The organism is Asticcacaulis sp. AC402 (assembly GCF_000495835.1).
Lineage (GTDB): Bacteria > Pseudomonadota > Alphaproteobacteria > Caulobacterales > Caulobacteraceae > Asticcacaulis.
This window is the reverse complement of the sequence record NZ_AWGC01000006.1, coordinates 92963-106913: the sequence shown is the minus strand read 5'-3', so window position 1 is coordinate 106913 and position 13951 is coordinate 92963. Positions and strand designations below refer to the sequence as shown.

At 60.3% G+C, this 13951-nt stretch carries 18 protein-coding genes; 9 read left to right on the top strand and 9 right to left on the bottom strand.

The annotated features are described in order from the left end of the window. Nucleotides 1-68: 68 nt before the first annotated feature. Nucleotides 69-1247 carry an acyltransferase family protein gene (locus ABAC402_RS24060; protein ID WP_023448215.1) on the bottom strand — a complete coding sequence of 393 codons (1179 nt, stop codon included), beginning with the start codon at nt 1245-1247 and terminating at the stop codon, nt 69-71. 344 nt (nt 1248-1591) lie between these two features. Here ABAC402_RS24060 and ABAC402_RS24055 point away from each other — a divergent pair, with 344 nt between their 5' ends. Together ABAC402_RS24055 and ABAC402_RS24050 are read left to right on the top strand one after the other, a co-directional pair. Next, complete coding sequence (locus ABAC402_RS24055) at nt 1592-2341, top strand: hypothetical protein (RefSeq protein ID WP_023448214.1); 750 nt, start codon at nt 1592-1594, stop codon at nt 2339-2341. Between the two features lie 13 nt (nt 2342-2354). Continuing rightward, the gene (locus ABAC402_RS24050; RefSeq protein ID WP_023448213.1) at nt 2355-3035 is read left to right on the top strand and encodes a hypothetical protein; all 681 of its coding nucleotides are present in this window, start codon (nt 2355-2357) and stop codon (nt 3033-3035) included. A 132-nt stretch (nt 3036-3167) separates the two neighbouring features. On the opposite strand, the gene ABAC402_RS24045 is transcribed toward ABAC402_RS24050, so the two are convergent. Then, a complete protein-coding gene (locus ABAC402_RS24045) occupies nt 3168-3782 on the bottom strand; it encodes a hypothetical protein (protein ID WP_155847299.1) in 615 nt (204 codons plus the stop codon). A gap of 169 nt (nt 3783-3951) precedes the next feature. On the opposite strand from ABAC402_RS24045, the gene ABAC402_RS24040 reads away from it, so the two are divergent. From ABAC402_RS24040 to ABAC402_RS24025, 4 genes are read left to right on the top strand one after another with little or no spacing between them, the layout of a single operon-like run. Then, on the top strand, nt 3952-4362 hold the full coding sequence (locus ABAC402_RS24040; protein WP_023448211.1) for a hypothetical protein: 411 nt from the start codon (nt 3952-3954) through the stop codon (nt 4360-4362). 12 nt (nt 4363-4374) lie between these two features. Next, on the top strand, nt 4375-4764 hold the full coding sequence (locus ABAC402_RS24035) for a hypothetical protein (protein WP_023448210.1): 390 nt from the start codon (nt 4375-4377) through the stop codon (nt 4762-4764). Next, a complete protein-coding gene (locus ABAC402_RS24030; protein ID WP_023448209.1) occupies nt 4761-4982 on the top strand; it encodes a helix-turn-helix transcriptional regulator in 222 nt (73 codons plus the stop codon). The genes ABAC402_RS24035 and ABAC402_RS24030 overlap by 4 nt, the downstream gene beginning before the upstream one ends. Beyond that, nucleotides 4979-5896 (top strand): alpha/beta fold hydrolase, encoded by a 918-nt coding sequence (locus ABAC402_RS24025; protein WP_023448208.1) that lies wholly within the window; start codon nt 4979-4981, stop codon nt 5894-5896. The genes ABAC402_RS24030 and ABAC402_RS24025 overlap by 4 nt, the downstream gene beginning before the upstream one ends. A gap of 63 nt (nt 5897-5959) precedes the next feature. Here ABAC402_RS24025 and ABAC402_RS24020 read toward each other — a convergent pair whose 3' ends face one another. Then, nucleotides 5960-6397 (bottom strand): GNAT family N-acetyltransferase, encoded by a 438-nt coding sequence (locus tag ABAC402_RS24020; RefSeq protein ID WP_023448207.1) that lies wholly within the window; start codon nt 6395-6397, stop codon nt 5960-5962. Nucleotides 6398-6774: 377 nt separating this feature from the next. Here ABAC402_RS24020 and ABAC402_RS24015 point away from each other — a divergent pair, with 377 nt between their 5' ends. Then, a complete protein-coding gene (locus tag ABAC402_RS24015; RefSeq protein WP_155847298.1) occupies nt 6775-7314 on the top strand; it encodes a hypothetical protein in 540 nt (179 codons plus the stop codon). A 124-nt stretch (nt 7315-7438) separates the two neighbouring features. On the opposite strand, the gene ABAC402_RS24010 is transcribed toward ABAC402_RS24015, so the two are convergent. Beyond that, entirely contained in the window at nt 7439-7708 is a 270-nt protein-coding gene (locus ABAC402_RS24010) for a hypothetical protein (protein WP_235079904.1), read from the bottom strand. 263 nt (nt 7709-7971) lie between these two features. Further along, nucleotides 7972-8220, bottom strand: a complete 249-nt coding sequence (locus ABAC402_RS24005; RefSeq protein ID WP_023448204.1) for a hypothetical protein — start codon at nt 8218-8220, stop codon at nt 7972-7974. A 207-nt stretch (nt 8221-8427) separates the two neighbouring features. Here ABAC402_RS24005 and ABAC402_RS24000 point away from each other — a divergent pair, with 207 nt between their 5' ends. After that, the gene (locus ABAC402_RS24000; protein WP_023448203.1) at nt 8428-9348 is read left to right on the top strand and encodes a transglutaminase family protein; all 921 of its coding nucleotides are present in this window, start codon (nt 8428-8430) and stop codon (nt 9346-9348) included. 180 nt (nt 9349-9528) lie between these two features. Here the strand turns inward: ABAC402_RS24000 and ABAC402_RS23995 are convergent, their stop codons facing one another. Together ABAC402_RS23995 and ABAC402_RS23990 are read right to left on the bottom strand one after the other, a co-directional pair. After that, complete coding sequence (locus tag ABAC402_RS23995; protein WP_023448202.1) at nt 9529-9762, bottom strand: alkylphosphonate utilization protein; 234 nt, start codon at nt 9760-9762, stop codon at nt 9529-9531. A gap of 55 nt (nt 9763-9817) precedes the next feature. Continuing rightward, nucleotides 9818-10243, bottom strand: a complete 426-nt coding sequence (locus ABAC402_RS23990; protein ID WP_023448201.1) for a hypothetical protein — start codon at nt 10241-10243, stop codon at nt 9818-9820. A 293-nt stretch (nt 10244-10536) separates the two neighbouring features. On the opposite strand from ABAC402_RS23990, the gene ABAC402_RS39095 reads away from it, so the two are divergent. Continuing rightward, the gene (locus tag ABAC402_RS39095) at nt 10537-12318 is read left to right on the top strand and encodes a hypothetical protein (protein ID WP_023448200.1); all 1782 of its coding nucleotides are present in this window, start codon (nt 10537-10539) and stop codon (nt 12316-12318) included. A 6-nt stretch (nt 12319-12324) separates the two neighbouring features. Here the strand turns inward: ABAC402_RS39095 and ABAC402_RS23985 are convergent, their stop codons facing one another. Both ABAC402_RS23985 and ABAC402_RS23980 read right to left on the bottom strand, forming a co-directional pair. Then, nucleotides 12325-13347, bottom strand: a complete 1023-nt coding sequence (locus tag ABAC402_RS23985) for a hypothetical protein (protein WP_023448199.1) — start codon at nt 13345-13347, stop codon at nt 12325-12327. Beyond that, the gene (locus ABAC402_RS23980; protein WP_155847297.1) at nt 13344-13949 is read right to left on the bottom strand and encodes a VanW family protein; all 606 of its coding nucleotides are present in this window, start codon (nt 13947-13949) and stop codon (nt 13344-13346) included. Before ABAC402_RS23980 ends, ABAC402_RS23985 begins: the two co-directional genes overlap by 4 nt. Between the last annotated feature and the right edge of the window lie 2 nt (nt 13950-13951).

The following is a 13951-nucleotide window of genomic DNA, read 5'->3' as shown; positions in this document are numbered from 1 at the left end:
AGTACTGACCGGTCAGTACTGAATTACGCCTGAAAAAGGCGGGAGTCAATCCTCCCACCCTTCTCCCCTTATATCTTCAGGAACCAGCGCTTGATATAAAACGGCACCAGGAACAGGCCACAGATCACCAGCACACCGAGGGCATACAGGAAGGACATCAGGTACGGGTCGCCGACCTGGGCCAGGATCCAGGCGGTCGCTGCGCCGGTTGCGCCGCTGATGCCGAGCGCGATCGACAGTAGCCAGGCGAAGACATAGACCAGGATGGCATTGGTGCCGTAAAGCTTGATCGGCACCGCCCAGGTCTTGAAGCCCAACCGGTCCATAACAACCATCAGTACCGCCAGGACGGCAAAGGCGAACCCACAACTCAACAGCACAAAACTTGGTGTCCATAGCTTCTTGATGATCGGAACATAGCTGTCCATCACCAGGGCAAGGATCATCAGCAGGACGCCGATGATCGCGACGCCGCCCCAGGCATTCCGCGGGGTCTTGGCGTTGATATAGAGCCCCATCAGGATGCCGCCCAGGATGTTGGCAGTCGCGGGAAGGCTCGACAGCAGGCCTTCCGGATCATAGGTCTTGGCGCCGCTCCACACATGATTGACGCCCAGAACCTGCATGTCGACCCAGGCCGGCCAGGAGTGGACAGCATCCCATTGGTTGGCGCCGAAACCGCCCGGCACCGGCACATATTTGAGCAGCACGGTATAGGCAACCAGGAGAACGACACCCCAGATCGCCAGGGCGCGGCCATGCAGGACCAGTCCGCCCTGCACAGTCTTATGCGAATGCACAACCACCAGGCACGAGGCGATCGCATAGCAGATGCCGATGCGTTGCAGCACACCGGGCAGGCGCCAGTGCTCAAAATCGAACTGCGGCAGGAGGTTGAGGAACAGGCCGATCCCGACCAGAATAGCCGCCCGCCGGAGGCTATGAACCAGCAAGGCGGTCTTGCCGCCAGCCTGCATCCTGCGCCCCAGCGACAGGGTCATGGACAGGCCGACACAGGTCATAAAGCCCGGAAACACCATGTCGGTCAGCGTGAAGCCGTGCCATGCCGCATGATCCAGCGGCGCATAGATATGGCCCCAGTCACCGGCATTGTTGGCCAGCAGCATGCCGATGATGAACAGCCCGCGCAGGATATCCAGGGCCTCGAACCGCGTCGATGGCGGCGGCGCAGGCTTGGGCGCTTCCGCTGGCTTGTCGCGTTTTTTGAAGGCAATGACCTCGGCCACAGTGGAATCTCCCTTGAGCAAAGCGCGTTTACACGGAATCAAATCGGAAAAACGCTCGTAGCGTATCACGTAAAATTTAGAGCGGATTGTAGTCTGCCAGACCTTTCGATCTGAACACAACCCGCTCCTTTTGGCCGCGACCCTACCGTAAAAGCGCACCGACGCAAATCGAACCTCATCCCCGGACTTGAAATCGATCGCCCTTACGGACTCGTCGCGCACGACATAAGTATTTCAAAAAAAATAAAGATATTGCAAAAGCAAAACATTCTGGCAAATTGCGCGCAAAGCACCCTGATGAAAAATCTTTCCAGGGTTGTCGCTTCTTTTTGGGGGACTATCCAATGAAACGTGTTCTGGCGTCACTTGCACTCGTGACTCTCGTCAGTGGCTGTGCCACGCCCTATCGTCCCATACCGTTTGATCGCGCGACGTCGGGTGTGTCGACGATCCAGATCGTCGAAGATGCTCTGCCGGATAAGGCCAATGTCCGTAAGCTGGCGACCAACGGCCAGAATATGGCCAGTGCGACCAGCGGACTGGGTTTGGCGGGTCTTGTTGTCGGCCTCGCTGCCGCGGGGATCGAGGCCGGCATTGCCGCCGACCAGAACAAGAAGATTAACGGCGCGCTCGAGTCGCAAAAATTTGATGGTGAGGCCGTTTTCGACGCTGCATTCGAAGCTGAGCTGAAGGCGCAGAATTTTGAAATCACCACCAACAAGACAGCACGCGCTGAAAACCGCGGTATGGTCGTTGTGGCGCCCCAGGCCGACGCGGCCGCCGGCAGTGCCGTACTCGACGTCAACGGCTACGGTTACGGTTACCAGCAGGTCGGCGGTACCAAGAACTGGCGCCCCTATATCGTCATTGTCCTGAAAATGTACGACGCCAAGGACCCCAAAAACGTCCTCCTCGATAACCGCGTCGAATATAATGCCGTTGCTCCGGTACCCTTGACTGTCAATATTCCGGTCGACGAAACCTACACCTTCGAAAGCGCTGAAGCGATCGCGGCAGACCCGGTCAAGGCTACCGAAGGTCTCAAGAAGGCCATCGAGGCTTCGGCCCGCGCAACAGCGCAACTCCTGAAGTAGGACAGGTGCGGATATGAAGCTGCTCAAATACTTTGCGGTCATTGTACCGCTTGTGATTTTGCAGGCGTGCGCCACCGTCCCGCCGCCTCCGCCGCCCATGGCCGTGACCGATCTGTCGGGCAAGACCTGTGCGACGGAGCCATCCACGACCAATGCCGTGTCTCTCACACCGGTGAAGAAGCAGATCGTTCACACGGTCTCGACTCTGGTGGACGTCAAGTCGCCTTGCCTGTCGGCAGGCGATGGCAGCTTGAGCAACTACGTTGTCTACGCCATCCCGGCGTCCGGTGAAAACCACACCATTACCGTCGGCGGCGTCCAGGAAGCGATCCGGACGTTTGCGCCGACCGTCACGCTTCTGCAGGCCGACGGCAAAGTCACTCGTACCTTTGGGGAGGACCGCTTCGCCCTCCTGGGCAATACCCTGGGTGTGCAGTTTCGCCCCCTGCCCGCGGAACGGTTTATCGTCGTACAGTCCAACCCTGGGCTGGTCGGGCAAAGTGTCGCCACGGTCGAGACGCGGATTACCAGTACCTATGGCTACGCCGCACCGACGGCCTATAGTTATGGCTACAGCTATACGCACGAACGTGGCGCCGATGGTAAGCACGAACGGACGTTTTCTCATGAAGGCTATATCAGCGTGACCGTTCAGGCCGCCACCGGAAAGGTTGGACTTCCCAACGAGAAATAAGCCAAGCCGATGTAACCATGCCGGAAGTTGGCTATAGCAGCACAACCCTCTGTAACGGCCACGCCGTGCCGGCAGACTCAAGACACTTTTGTATAGCAAAACTGAAGGCCGACGGTTCCCCGCCGGCCTTTTTCAGTTCCCGGCGACCTTGCTGCCCTTGATGATAACGTCCTTACTGCTCTTGACATTTATAACGCCGGCTCCGGTAATGTTGATATCCGTGCCAGTCAGGTCAATTTCACCAGACTTGCGCATCCGCAATTGCGCCTTGCCGGTCGTCAACAGTATTTCGTCGGCTGCCGTCAGGTGCAGGCGCTTTCCGCTCGATACCGTCGCGTTACCGCCACTCGAAAGGGTCGTATCCCTGGCGGTCGAGATCGTCGTGTTCAAGCCGGTCGAGATCGTGGTGTTCGCGCCGCTCGAAAGGGTCGCGTTACTGCCAGCCGTGATCGATGCCGTGCCGCCCGTCATAATCTTCGTGTCCCTGCCGGTCGACAGCGTTGTGTTCAACCCGGTCTCAGCCGTAAGGACTTCACCGGTCACAACTTGCAAATTCCTGGCCACAGTCAGCGAAGCTGAGCCTGGGCTGCTGGTCCTCACGATCGCCTCCAGAGCCTGAAGACGGGTTTCCAAAGCGACGATTCGCGCTTGTTCATTTGTGTCGCCCTGGGCCGTCCCCGCCATGACCATTGCCGCAACAATTCCGCCCATTGCGCCACCACCAGCAAACATAATCCATCTGTTCATCTTCACCTCCTGAAATATTTGCAAAACAACAGCGTGATCATAGCGCGGGACGTGCGCAACACCAAGCGCCACAAGGAGTCAGGTTGACCTGACATTTTTTTCCGATGTAAGGTTGACTTAACATGACGAAGAATGTAACGTCGACCTTACATTCACAGGAACCAACGTCATGACCAAAGCTCCGCTTACCCGCTATCTGACCGGCATGTCCTTCTGGATGGTGCTTTACATGGCGGCCATTGTTTTCAATGGCTTCTATTTCCGCAGCACCTCGCCGCTGGGGGTGCCCCAGGCACCGTGGCTTTATGTGTTCGCCGTAATGCCCAGCCTGCCGGTGGGCGGCATGATCTGGGTCATGCTGCGCCATATCGAAGACAGCGACGAATATGTCCGTGGCCAGCTGGTCCGGCGTTACCTCATTGCCACGGGCCTGACCCTGCTGCTGTGTTCGGCCTACACCTTCCTGGAAAACTATGCCGACGTGAAGATCTTCGAGCGACTGTATGTCTTCGCCGTCTTCTGCGCCTGCCTGGCCGTCGTGACACCCTTCACCCTTGGCGCAACGCGCAATCCCTCCTGACAGGTAACGACCATGAAAACTACGTCCCCCAACACCCAATATGCCATCGGCTTGTCGTTCTGGATGGTGCTGTATGTCGCCGCGCTCATCGGCTCGATTTTTCTGATCAAGGGCCTTCAACCCACTGGTCCCCTGCTCTATGTCCTGGCCGTGGCGCCGGCAGTGCCCATCGGCGGCACCATCGTCGTCTTCCTGCGCTATATCGACGCCGTCGATGAATATGTTCGTGCCGTCACGACCCGCCGTTTCGTCATCGCCACCGGCCTGACCCTGTTCCTGTGCACGGCCTGGGGCTTCCTGGAAGACAATGCCGGCGCGCCCGAATTCTCGCTGTACCTGGTCTATGCCCTCTTCTGGGGCCTGTATGGCCTGACCTCGGTCTTCGTAAGGCAGGCCGCATGAAACAGTATTTGCGTGAGTTGCGCACCGAGATGGGCCTGACTCAGGCCGACCTCGCCGCAAAACTGGGGGTATCGCGCCAGGCGATCATAGCCCTGGAAACCGACAAGCACATCCCCTCGCTCGACCTGGCTTACAAGATTTCCGCCGTCTTTGACCGGTCGGTGGAAAGCATTTTCGAAAACCCCTATCGCCCGACCCTTAAAGGAGCCACGCCATGATCAAACGCGGAATCTTCGCTCGTCCCGGCGCCCTGATCGCCATCATCGTTGCCATCGTCACAGCCGTGGCGGTCGCCAACCAGAGCCATAGCGCCACGCCCTACCCCGACGCCGCCTCTGCCCGCTTCAGCGTCACTGTCACCGGCGAAGGCCCGGACATCATCCTGATCCCCGGTCTGGCCTCCTCCGGCGCGGTGTGGGACGGTACCGTCGCCAGGTTCAAGGGGCAGTATCGCTTTCACGTCCTGAACCTGGCCGGATTTGCCGGCGAACCGGCCGCCGCCAATGCCAACGGGGACATCATCGTGCCGTCGGTCGACGCGGTCGACGCCTATATCAAAGCGCAGGGCTTGAGGAAACCGACAGTCGTCGGCCATTCCATGGGTGGCCTGATGGCGCTGATGCTGGCCAGATCGCATTCGGACAGCGCCGGCAAGCTGGTCATTGTCGACGCCCTGCCCTTTGTTGGCCTGATCTTCAACCCGAACGCCACGGTCGAAGCCATGGCGCCCCAGGCGGCGGCGATGCGCGACGGTTTAATGGCGGCACCTGCGGATACGTTCGCCGCTCATCAGCGCGGTAGCGCCGGCCGGCTGGTCACGAAACCGGCTGATCTGGAAAACGTGGTCGCCTGGTCGGTAAACTCCGATCGCCGCGTCTTTGCCCAGAGCTTCTATGAAGATACGATCATTGATCTGCGGCCCGAACTGAAAGCCATTGCGACCCCGACCGTGGTCATCGTGCCCGTGGCGACCGGTTTCGGCATGACGACGGAGGCGACGCTCAGCTTCTACAAGGCCGCCTATGCCGGCCAGCCGAATGTAACTTTCGTGCCGGTCGATAACAGCCTGCATTTCGTCATGCTGGACCAGCCGGAAACCTTCGCAACAGCGCTGGAAACCTCGCTGAAGTAGGTAACCGACCTTTCTGCTGCCTCCCTGAACGCGCAGCGTTTGGGGAGGTAGCCGACAAGCAACTCACAACACCTTCTGGTAGTGCACAAGTTGGGTCAGATCGGCGACCTTGTCGTACAGTGCCCGCGCCCGTGTGTTATGGTCGTGCGTCACCCAATACAGCCGCTCCATCCCTCGTAGCGTCGCTTCTTTCTCCACCCGTTCGATCAGGGCCCGCGCGATTCCCCTGCCGCGCGCCTTGTCGTCGACATAAAGGTCTTCGAGATAGCAATAGCCGTCTTTCGCCCACGTCGAGCGGTGAACAAGGAAGGTGGCAAACCCCACCATGTCGCCGTCGACGCGGGCCACCACCATGAACATCGATTCCTGAGCATCCAGGAAGCGGGCGAAGGTCTGGTCTGTCACCTCTTGCGCCAGATCCTGTTTGTAGAAGTCGAGATAGGCCTCCCACAGCGGCTGCCAGTCCGCCTTGTCGTCTGCCATTACGGCTGTGATATCCATGGAATCCTCCAAAAGGTCGCATAACTCATACCAAGCCTCATAAAGAATGACGCTTGGTATTCGCATTTTTTCAGCTCAAATGCCGGACTAGGCGCCCCCCATGGCTCCTCGCAAAAGCTCGGGCGCCCCAGAAACGTACGCTGGCGCGCTTGCCAACCCGCGATGAGTCAAGGTCATCGAGGGTTGGTATCAGACGAAGCCATGCCGCAACTTCGTGGGCCATTGTTGCAAACGTGCGCACTTCGCGTCGGCACATGCGAAGAGCGCAGCGATACCTTACAAGTTTTTGTGATACAACGATCTGTGACCTCTGTTTACTGGCCCTACCGGGTCGGCCGACGCGCCCATCGAAGCGCGCGGGGTCCGAAGAAAAGACCATGCAATCCAAATATGTACTTCTGGCCGCGGCCCTAATGACGGCAGGGTGTTCACAGGCCTTGCCGTCAAGACCTATAGACGCGGCGCCCGCCTTTAGCTTTCGACTCCTGAACCAAAATCAGACCCTGGCGCAGGCCATGCCGATGCTGGCCGGCTGCGGGGAACAGTTGCCCGGCAATACGCGCCTGTGTCCGTTGAAAGACACCACGGTCGCCGGGGTTCAAGCCAGGGTCACCAGCGTCCTGTTTGATGCCGCCGGCTTCAGGGAATTGCATGTGGCCTGGCGGACCAAAGATTATGACATTGTCGTTGCCGAACTGACCAGGGCTTACGGCATTCCCTGCAGCCAGGCGACCACCAGCGAGCGCGATAGCTATGAAACCCTGACCAATATCACAACGCAATGGTGCTTTACCGGCGGTTCGATGACCCTCGTCAAATATGCCGACGACTTCACGGCGACTCGCCTGAATTACGTAGCGAACCTCGCGCAGCCAGCCCTGGTCGCCACGATTCCGAAAATGCCCGAGACGCTTTAATCGCGTTAGAGCGGGATGCGTCTTGATGGCATCACAGCCCCGCCCAAACTTTTTGCTTTGTCGCACAATTTTTCCGAAAACGGGAGCGCCCGTGCGGGTGCCACACACTTTATCGGATTGCGCCTTAGCGCCGTTTGGCGGAAGCCTGCGGTGGGCTACCATCGGAACCGCTGCCGTAGTTGCTGCGCAGTCCGGCCTCGCGTGCGGCCTGCAGGCTCAGGATCGACAGCAGCTTTGGCGCCTCGGGGCTCAAGGCACGCGCATCGATGTCGTAACTGAACTCGCCGACGCGGAAGGCCCCTGGCCGCAACGGATCCCGGTGCGCCTGCATTGCGGCGTCGGAGCCTTCGACGACGACCCAGGCGCTTTCGTAAAGACGGAAATTCATAGTCATTCTGGTGTTTCGTGGGCCGATATCTAGAGGACGGTACTTAGTGGGTCAGCAGTTTCGCCGATCCGTCGGCCGGGTAGACCGCAGGATTGGCGTGCTGGGCGGCTTCGGGGCGTCGCCACGGGAGACAGAGCCCCGACAGGCCGGCCACTGCGGTTCACTTCCCACATATCGTCACGCTGGCGCAACTCAAATCGCACCGGCACGTTTCCATTTTTCAGTCCGGCCCCGCTCGAACCGGGCCCCGGATCGTTCGATCGCTCCCACTAGCTGCTCCAAGGATAGCGCTTGGCGGGATAGCCCGGGCCGGAGGCTTCGGCGGCGCAGTAGTGCCAGGCGCCGCCAAAACGGCGGATACGGCCCTTTTCCCACATGATCGGATCGGAACCCTTGGCGGGATGTTCGGCCATACCCTCGTTCTCGCTAACCTCTTCCGCCAGCCGGTCAAGGCTCACTCGCGCCTTGATTCGGGCACGCGAAACTTTGAAAAAATGCAGTGGCGCAGTCGATGTCATTGCTACCCCTTCCTGGGGTGAGCCAAAGCGCCTGCGAGGCAGTGCAGCCGTGGCGAGGGCGCAAACTGCGCACCACCGGGTATATGGGAATTGCGACGCGCCTTCGTAAGGGCTTTACGACGAGCTTTCTGGCCGCTGGCGGCGAATTGCATTGGCGAATCCAGTCCAGGCTGGCAAGATGACACCAGTGAGCGCCGGAAACGAAACATGACGATACTGCGGGTTCATCACGTTACCACCTACACCTATCGCCGGCCTGTGGGTTTCGGTCAGCACCGGCTGATGTTTCGCCCGCGCGACAGCGTTGACCAGCGTCTGGTCAGTTCTGCCCTGAGCATCTGGCCGCAACCCAGCGACCTGTTCTGGGTTCACGACGTTTTCGGCAATTGCGTCGCCGTCGCGGCGTTCGACAGCCAATCCGATGAACTGCGGTTTGAAACCGATATCGTTCTCGACCATGCCCCCCAGCATGGCCTGCATTTTCGCACCGACGACAGCGCCCGGTCGTGGCCCTTCGCCTATGACGACGAGGACCTGGCCGACCTGAGCCCCTACATCGCCCGGCAGTATCCTGACGACGGCGGCATGGTCGAAGCCTGGGCCCGGCGTTTCATTAATCCGGGCGGTCCGACCGCGACGGCCTTGCTGCTCGAAGCCATGACTCATGCCATCCGGGCCGACTTCAAATACAACCGCCGCACCAATCCCGGCACGCAAACGCCGGAGATGACGCTCTACTCGCTGAGCGGGACCTGCAGAGACTTTGCCCTGCTGATGATGGAGGCGGCGCGCGCCCTTGGCCTGGCGGCGCGCTTTGTCACCGGTTACATCTATGTGCCGTCGCGCGATAGCGAAGAGCTGTTGGGTGGCGGTGCGACCCATGCCTGGGTGCAGGTCTTCCTGCCCGGCGCCGGCTGGGTCGAGTTCGACCCGACCAACGGTATCATTGGCAATCGCGACCTGATCCGGGTCGGAGTGACGCGCGATCCCCGTCAGGCCATACCTTTGTGGGGCACGCATACCGGCTCCCGCATCGATTCCTTGGGTATGACTGTTCAGGTTCAGGTCACGTCGACCGAACCGGCAGAGGCACTGCCGCACCCTGTCACCTCGAGCGCAATCCGATAAAGTGGGCACCACCGCTCGGGCGTCCCCGTTTTCGGATAAATTGCGCGATAAAACAAAAACTTAGAGCGAGATGGCGATTCTACCCAAAAAGCATCCCGATCCATCATGCACCAGCGCCGGGTCGCGCGCGCCTGCGCTGAAAGGCTGGTGAAACCGGCAACGACCGGGGGTGGCGAGCGTTCAGGCCTTTTTGACAAATTCCGTACGCAACACCAGGCCCTTGACCTTGTCGGCATTGCATTCGATTTCGGCCTCGTCCTGGGTCAGGCGAATGTTGCGTATCAGCGTGCCGCGCTTCAGCGTCACCCCGCCCGAGCCCTTGACCTTCAAGTCCTTGATCAGGGTTACGCTGTCGCCATCGCTCAGTCGCGTGCCGTTGCTGTCCTTGACAACAATCTCGTCCTCGTCGCTCATTACACCCTCACAAAAAAGCCACCCTCACAAAGAATAAGGGGCCTACAGGCGCAGGTCAGTCATGGCAATAGCCTTCGCTGGGGGCGACCACAATACAGTCCTTCTTGCCGGCCAGCCACTTCATGCCGGTGTCATCACCCGTCCCTTTTCGGATGGTGAAGGTCTGGCCGTCGCGGGTGAAACGGAGACCGTCGTTGACCGCTGTACCGGTGAAATCACGGGGCCCATCCAGGTTGACGACTGTGACGGCATAGTCGCTCCCCTTGGGGGTCACGGTCAGGGACGTGCCCTCCGGACCGGTCCACGTGCCGATGAAGCTATTCATCGAAGCCGCCGACTCCATTGCCGACGCTTCATACGAGGTAATCGAGGTCGCTGCCGATTCCGCAACGATACGGGTCGTGGTCGTCGTCTCAGTCTTGGGCGAACACGCCGTAACCGCGAACAGGGCGGCGGCGGCAATCCAGATTATCCGGGTCATGGCTATCTCCATCATCTATCCGTTGCCGGTTAAACTAGCCTGTCGCACGCGCCGGTGCGATTGGCCGCGCCCCTCTTTTTTATCAACGCACGGCAAGGGAAAGCATTTCACTTTTCGGCAAATTCAAAAAACACTGTGGAACCATAACAAGGTTCTTTTAATATTCGTAAATGTGACGTTTACCTGTGACATCCTTACGTATGGCTGGATTGACCGGTCCTGACGTCCGCCTTGTCTAATCAATCTCAGAATAGATGCAGCCTTTTCAAGACAAAGGGCCCTGGGGATGGAATATGCAATACGATAATTTCTCGGACCTCACCGGTCTCAATCTGTTCGGTACTGCCACCACGACCCAGGTCGAAGGCCAGACCGTCCTTCGCCTGACGCCGGCCGAAGGCGGCGCTGTGGGCGCGTTTTTTTCCGAGGACAAGGTCTCCGCGGCGGCCTTTGCCGCCCACTTCAAATTTCGCATCACCGATCCCGCCAATGGCGGCGCCGACGGTTTTACCTTCGTCCTGGCCGCCGGCGAGACGGGCAACGGCCCGGGGGGCTATGGCGAAGGCCTGGGCTATGCCGGTCTGGACAACAGTGTGGCGATCGAGTTCGACACCTGGGCCAATTCCAACGAAAGCGGCAACCATATCGGCATCGACCAGGACGGCTCGGTCACCTCACTCGCAACCGCCGAGATCGAAACGCCGATGGACAATGGCAATGTCTGGGAGGTTTGGGTCCAGTACATCAACGGTGTGCTCAACGTCTTCGCGTCCGACACGGGCACTAAGCCCGCCACGGCGCAACTGACCTATCAGATCGACCTGATCTCGGTCCTGGGGACCAATCTGGTCTCGCTTGGTTTTACCGCCAGCACCGGCGGCGCCGCCGAAATTCACGACATCCTGTCATTTAGCTACAGCTCTCAATGGGTCCCGCTGATCGGCGATGAAGGCGACAACCGTCTGACCGGCGACAGCGCCGCCGACCTGATCAACGGCAATGGCGGCAAGGATACACTGACCGGTGCCGGCGGCAATGACACGATCGACGGCGGTACGGGCTATGACGTTATGACCGGCGGGTTCGGCGACGACGTCTACTATGTCGACCATATCTACGACCTGGTCAACGAACTCCATTTCGAAGGTACCGACACCCTTTATAGCGCGGTCACCTACTCGCTGTTCGGACGGGCCGTTGAAAACGCGATTTTGACCGGCGGCGCCAATAGCAATATCACCGGCAATTCGCTCGCCAATGTGCTGACCGGCAACAGCGGCAACAACCGTATCGACGGCGCCCAGGGCGCCGACACCATGACGGGCGGCGCCGGCGAAGACCTTTACATCGTCAATGCCGCCAGTGATGTCATCATCGAAGCCGCCAACGAGGGCCTCGACATCGTCCATGCCTCCGTCAGCTATACCCTGAGCGACAATCTCGAGGACCTGACCCTGCTGACTGCGGGAAATCTCAGGGGCACCGGCAACGCCAGCAACAATGTGCTCTACGGCAATCCCGGCAACAACAGGCTGGACGGCGCCGCCGGCAACGACGTGCTGGACGGCAGTATCGGCCTTGACACCCTGATCGGCGGGCTGGGCAATGACACCTACTACGTCCACGACACGGCCGCCAAGGTCATCGAGGCCACCGGTGAAGGCGCGGACATCATCTATAGCGACGTCAGCTACAGTCTGGCCGGTCGCTTTGTCGAAACCCTGGAACTGACCGGGGCGGACGCCATCAACGCCACTGGTAACAGCCAGGCCAACACCCTGGTCGGCAATGCGGCCGCCAATACCCTGAACGGTCTGGGCGGCAAGGATGTCCTGACAGGCGGTCTGGGCGCCGACATCTTCCTGTTCCAGACCGGTGCGGCCAAGGACACCATTACCGACTTCAGCGCGGCTGAAAATGACACGATCAATGTCAACGGCTTTACGGCCGGCGTAGCCCACGCCGAATTCGTCACCCAGTCGGGCAATAACGTCCTGATCACGCTCAACAGCACCAACATCATCACGGTCAACAACGCCGTCATGGCCGACGTGCTGGCACATATCGTTTGGTAAGCAGACTTACGGCCGCTGGAACGTCTCCAGCGGCCGGAACTTGCCCGGCGCCAGACCACACGAGGCATGGGCAAAGATGTCGATGCCGTGCGCCTGGGCCTCGACCAGGCGTCGTGGCGATGCCGTCATCGCCGCCGGGTGCAGGATAGCGCCAATGTCGTCCATCCAGCCTTCGCCGAAACTGCGGCGCTCAGTCGCCACACCGTCCCAGAAACCCGATCCTTCCAGGTCGGCGCCGAACACGATCAGCGGATCCGGCAAACCACGCGCCAGGCCCCGGGCTTCGCGCGCGCCCTGACGCGTGATCGACGGTCCAATAAAGGCCACCCTGCGCCCACCACGCCGCGGCCGCAGTACCGGCTTTTGCCAGTCCAGCCAGACTGCCCGTTCAGGAAAACCGTCGGCGATGTCGTGATGCGGTGTCACTACGCGCCGCGCCTGCGCCAGGGCTTCGGTTTCGGCATCAACGAGCGCCTCCGGCGCCCGAAAGTCACCGATGGTGACGCTGTCCGGGTGCAAGGCCAGAACCGCGTCGAGACGGCGATGGATGTCAGCCAGCGGATATCGGGTCATCAACACGTCGAAACTGCGTCCACCGAGAACGCCATCACGCCACACATACGGCAACAGGGTTTGCGACACGACGATATGTTGGGCGCGGAAGCTGATGCCCCGCGCCATGGCATCCGCCACTGCCCTATCGGCTTTCAGATAAGCCGCCTGACGCACGGCGCCAGGCGCCCTGGCCACGCGTTTCATGGAGGCATGGCGCAAAAGCGTCGCCCAACCGGCGACCACCTGCCCTCGCCCCCAGGCATAGCGCGCCAACGGACGACCAAACAGCCCGGGCGTCAGGATCTGATCCTCGTTCCGCGCGATCCCGGCGACATAGTCGCGATGCTCGGGCCACATCTCGTCCAGCACCCACGCCGTCACCGCGGCGACCGGCGCGATGTCACGGCTGAGGAAGCTCATATGGCAATTGACCCTGTTGCACGAGGCGCAACTTTCCGGCGCATGCAGGTTCATTGAGCGCGCTCCAACATCACCTGCAGATCGTGTTCGGTCAGGATGACCCGTAGCCGAACCGTTTCGCGCGGCCGGAAACGCAGGTCGACATAGTTCCAGAACACGGTGGCGTCGTCGTTAGGCCCAAACGGCGAGCCGGGCACGACCGCCGTATGGCCGTGGCGCTCAACAATGTCGCAGCCGGCGCGTTTGGCGGCGACATGCAGGCTGTTGCTCATCTGGCAAAGACCGCCAGCCACGGTCGGGATCAGACAGCCCTGGCGCAGTTCACGGCCTTCGACAAAGCCGCGTCCCCGCGTCGGCGGCCCAACCTGAGCCCAGAAGCTAAACACCTGCCCGGCTGGAACAACCAGCCCGTTCAGCGCCTTGGCAGCGATGCGCAGGTTCTGCACCTTACCCAGTTGCAGACCGCGTTCGGCGACACTGTCGTCGGACCACAGCGGCGTGGTGACTTCGGCCAGAATTTCACCACGGCCGGGCATTGCCCGCCACCGCTGCACACCGGACACCAGGTCGAGCCCGAGGCGCCTCAGTTTCAACAGGCCTGACTTGACGGCAAAGACCGCCATGTCGCTGCGGCTGATTGTGTGGTCAGCGGTCACGC

Bases quoted from the DNA above. Each gene is read 5' to 3' on its own strand.
- ABAC402_RS24030 (WP_023448209.1), top strand. From the start codon at position 4,761: ATGAAACAGTATTTGCGTGAGTTGCGCACCGAGATGGGCCTGACTCAG.
- ABAC402_RS23990 (WP_023448201.1), bottom strand. From the start codon at position 10,243: ATGACCCGGATAATCTGGATTGCCGCCGCCGCCCTGTTCGCGGTTACG.
- ABAC402_RS23995 (WP_023448202.1), bottom strand. From the start codon at position 9,762: ATGAGCGACGAGGACGAGATTGTTGTCAAGGACAGCAACGGCACGCGA.
- ABAC402_RS24000 (WP_023448203.1), top strand. From the start codon at position 8,428: ATGACGATACTGCGGGTTCATCACGTTACCACCTACACCTATCGCCGG.
- ABAC402_RS24025 (WP_023448208.1), top strand. From the start codon at position 4,979: ATGATCAAACGCGGAATCTTCGCTCGTCCCGGCGCCCTGATCGCCATC.
- ABAC402_RS24050 (WP_023448213.1), top strand. From the start codon at position 2,355: ATGAAGCTGCTCAAATACTTTGCGGTCATTGTACCGCTTGTGATTTTG.
- ABAC402_RS24015 (WP_155847298.1), top strand. From the start codon at position 6,775: ATGCAATCCAAATATGTACTTCTGGCCGCGGCCCTAATGACGGCAGGG.
- ABAC402_RS24010 (WP_235079904.1), bottom strand. From the start codon at position 7,708: ATGACTATGAATTTCCGTCTTTACGAAAGCGCCTGGGTCGTCGTCGAA.
- ABAC402_RS24045 (WP_155847299.1), bottom strand. From the start codon at position 3,782: ATGAACAGATGGATTATGTTTGCTGGTGGTGGCGCAATGGGCGGAATT.
- ABAC402_RS24020 (WP_023448207.1), bottom strand. From the start codon at position 6,397: ATGGATATCACAGCCGTAATGGCAGACGACAAGGCGGACTGGCAGCCG.
- ABAC402_RS23985 (WP_023448199.1), bottom strand. From the start codon at position 13,347: ATGAACCTGCATGCGCCGGAAAGTTGCGCCTCGTGCAACAGGGTCAAT.
- ABAC402_RS39095 (WP_023448200.1), top strand. From the start codon at position 10,537: ATGCAATACGATAATTTCTCGGACCTCACCGGTCTCAATCTGTTCGGT.
- ABAC402_RS24005 (WP_023448204.1), bottom strand. From the start codon at position 8,220: ATGACATCGACTGCGCCACTGCATTTTTTCAAAGTTTCGCGTGCCCGA.
- ABAC402_RS24055 (WP_023448214.1), top strand. From the start codon at position 1,592: ATGAAACGTGTTCTGGCGTCACTTGCACTCGTGACTCTCGTCAGTGGC.
- ABAC402_RS24040 (WP_023448211.1), top strand. From the start codon at position 3,952: ATGACCAAAGCTCCGCTTACCCGCTATCTGACCGGCATGTCCTTCTGG.
- ABAC402_RS24035 (WP_023448210.1), top strand. From the start codon at position 4,375: ATGAAAACTACGTCCCCCAACACCCAATATGCCATCGGCTTGTCGTTC.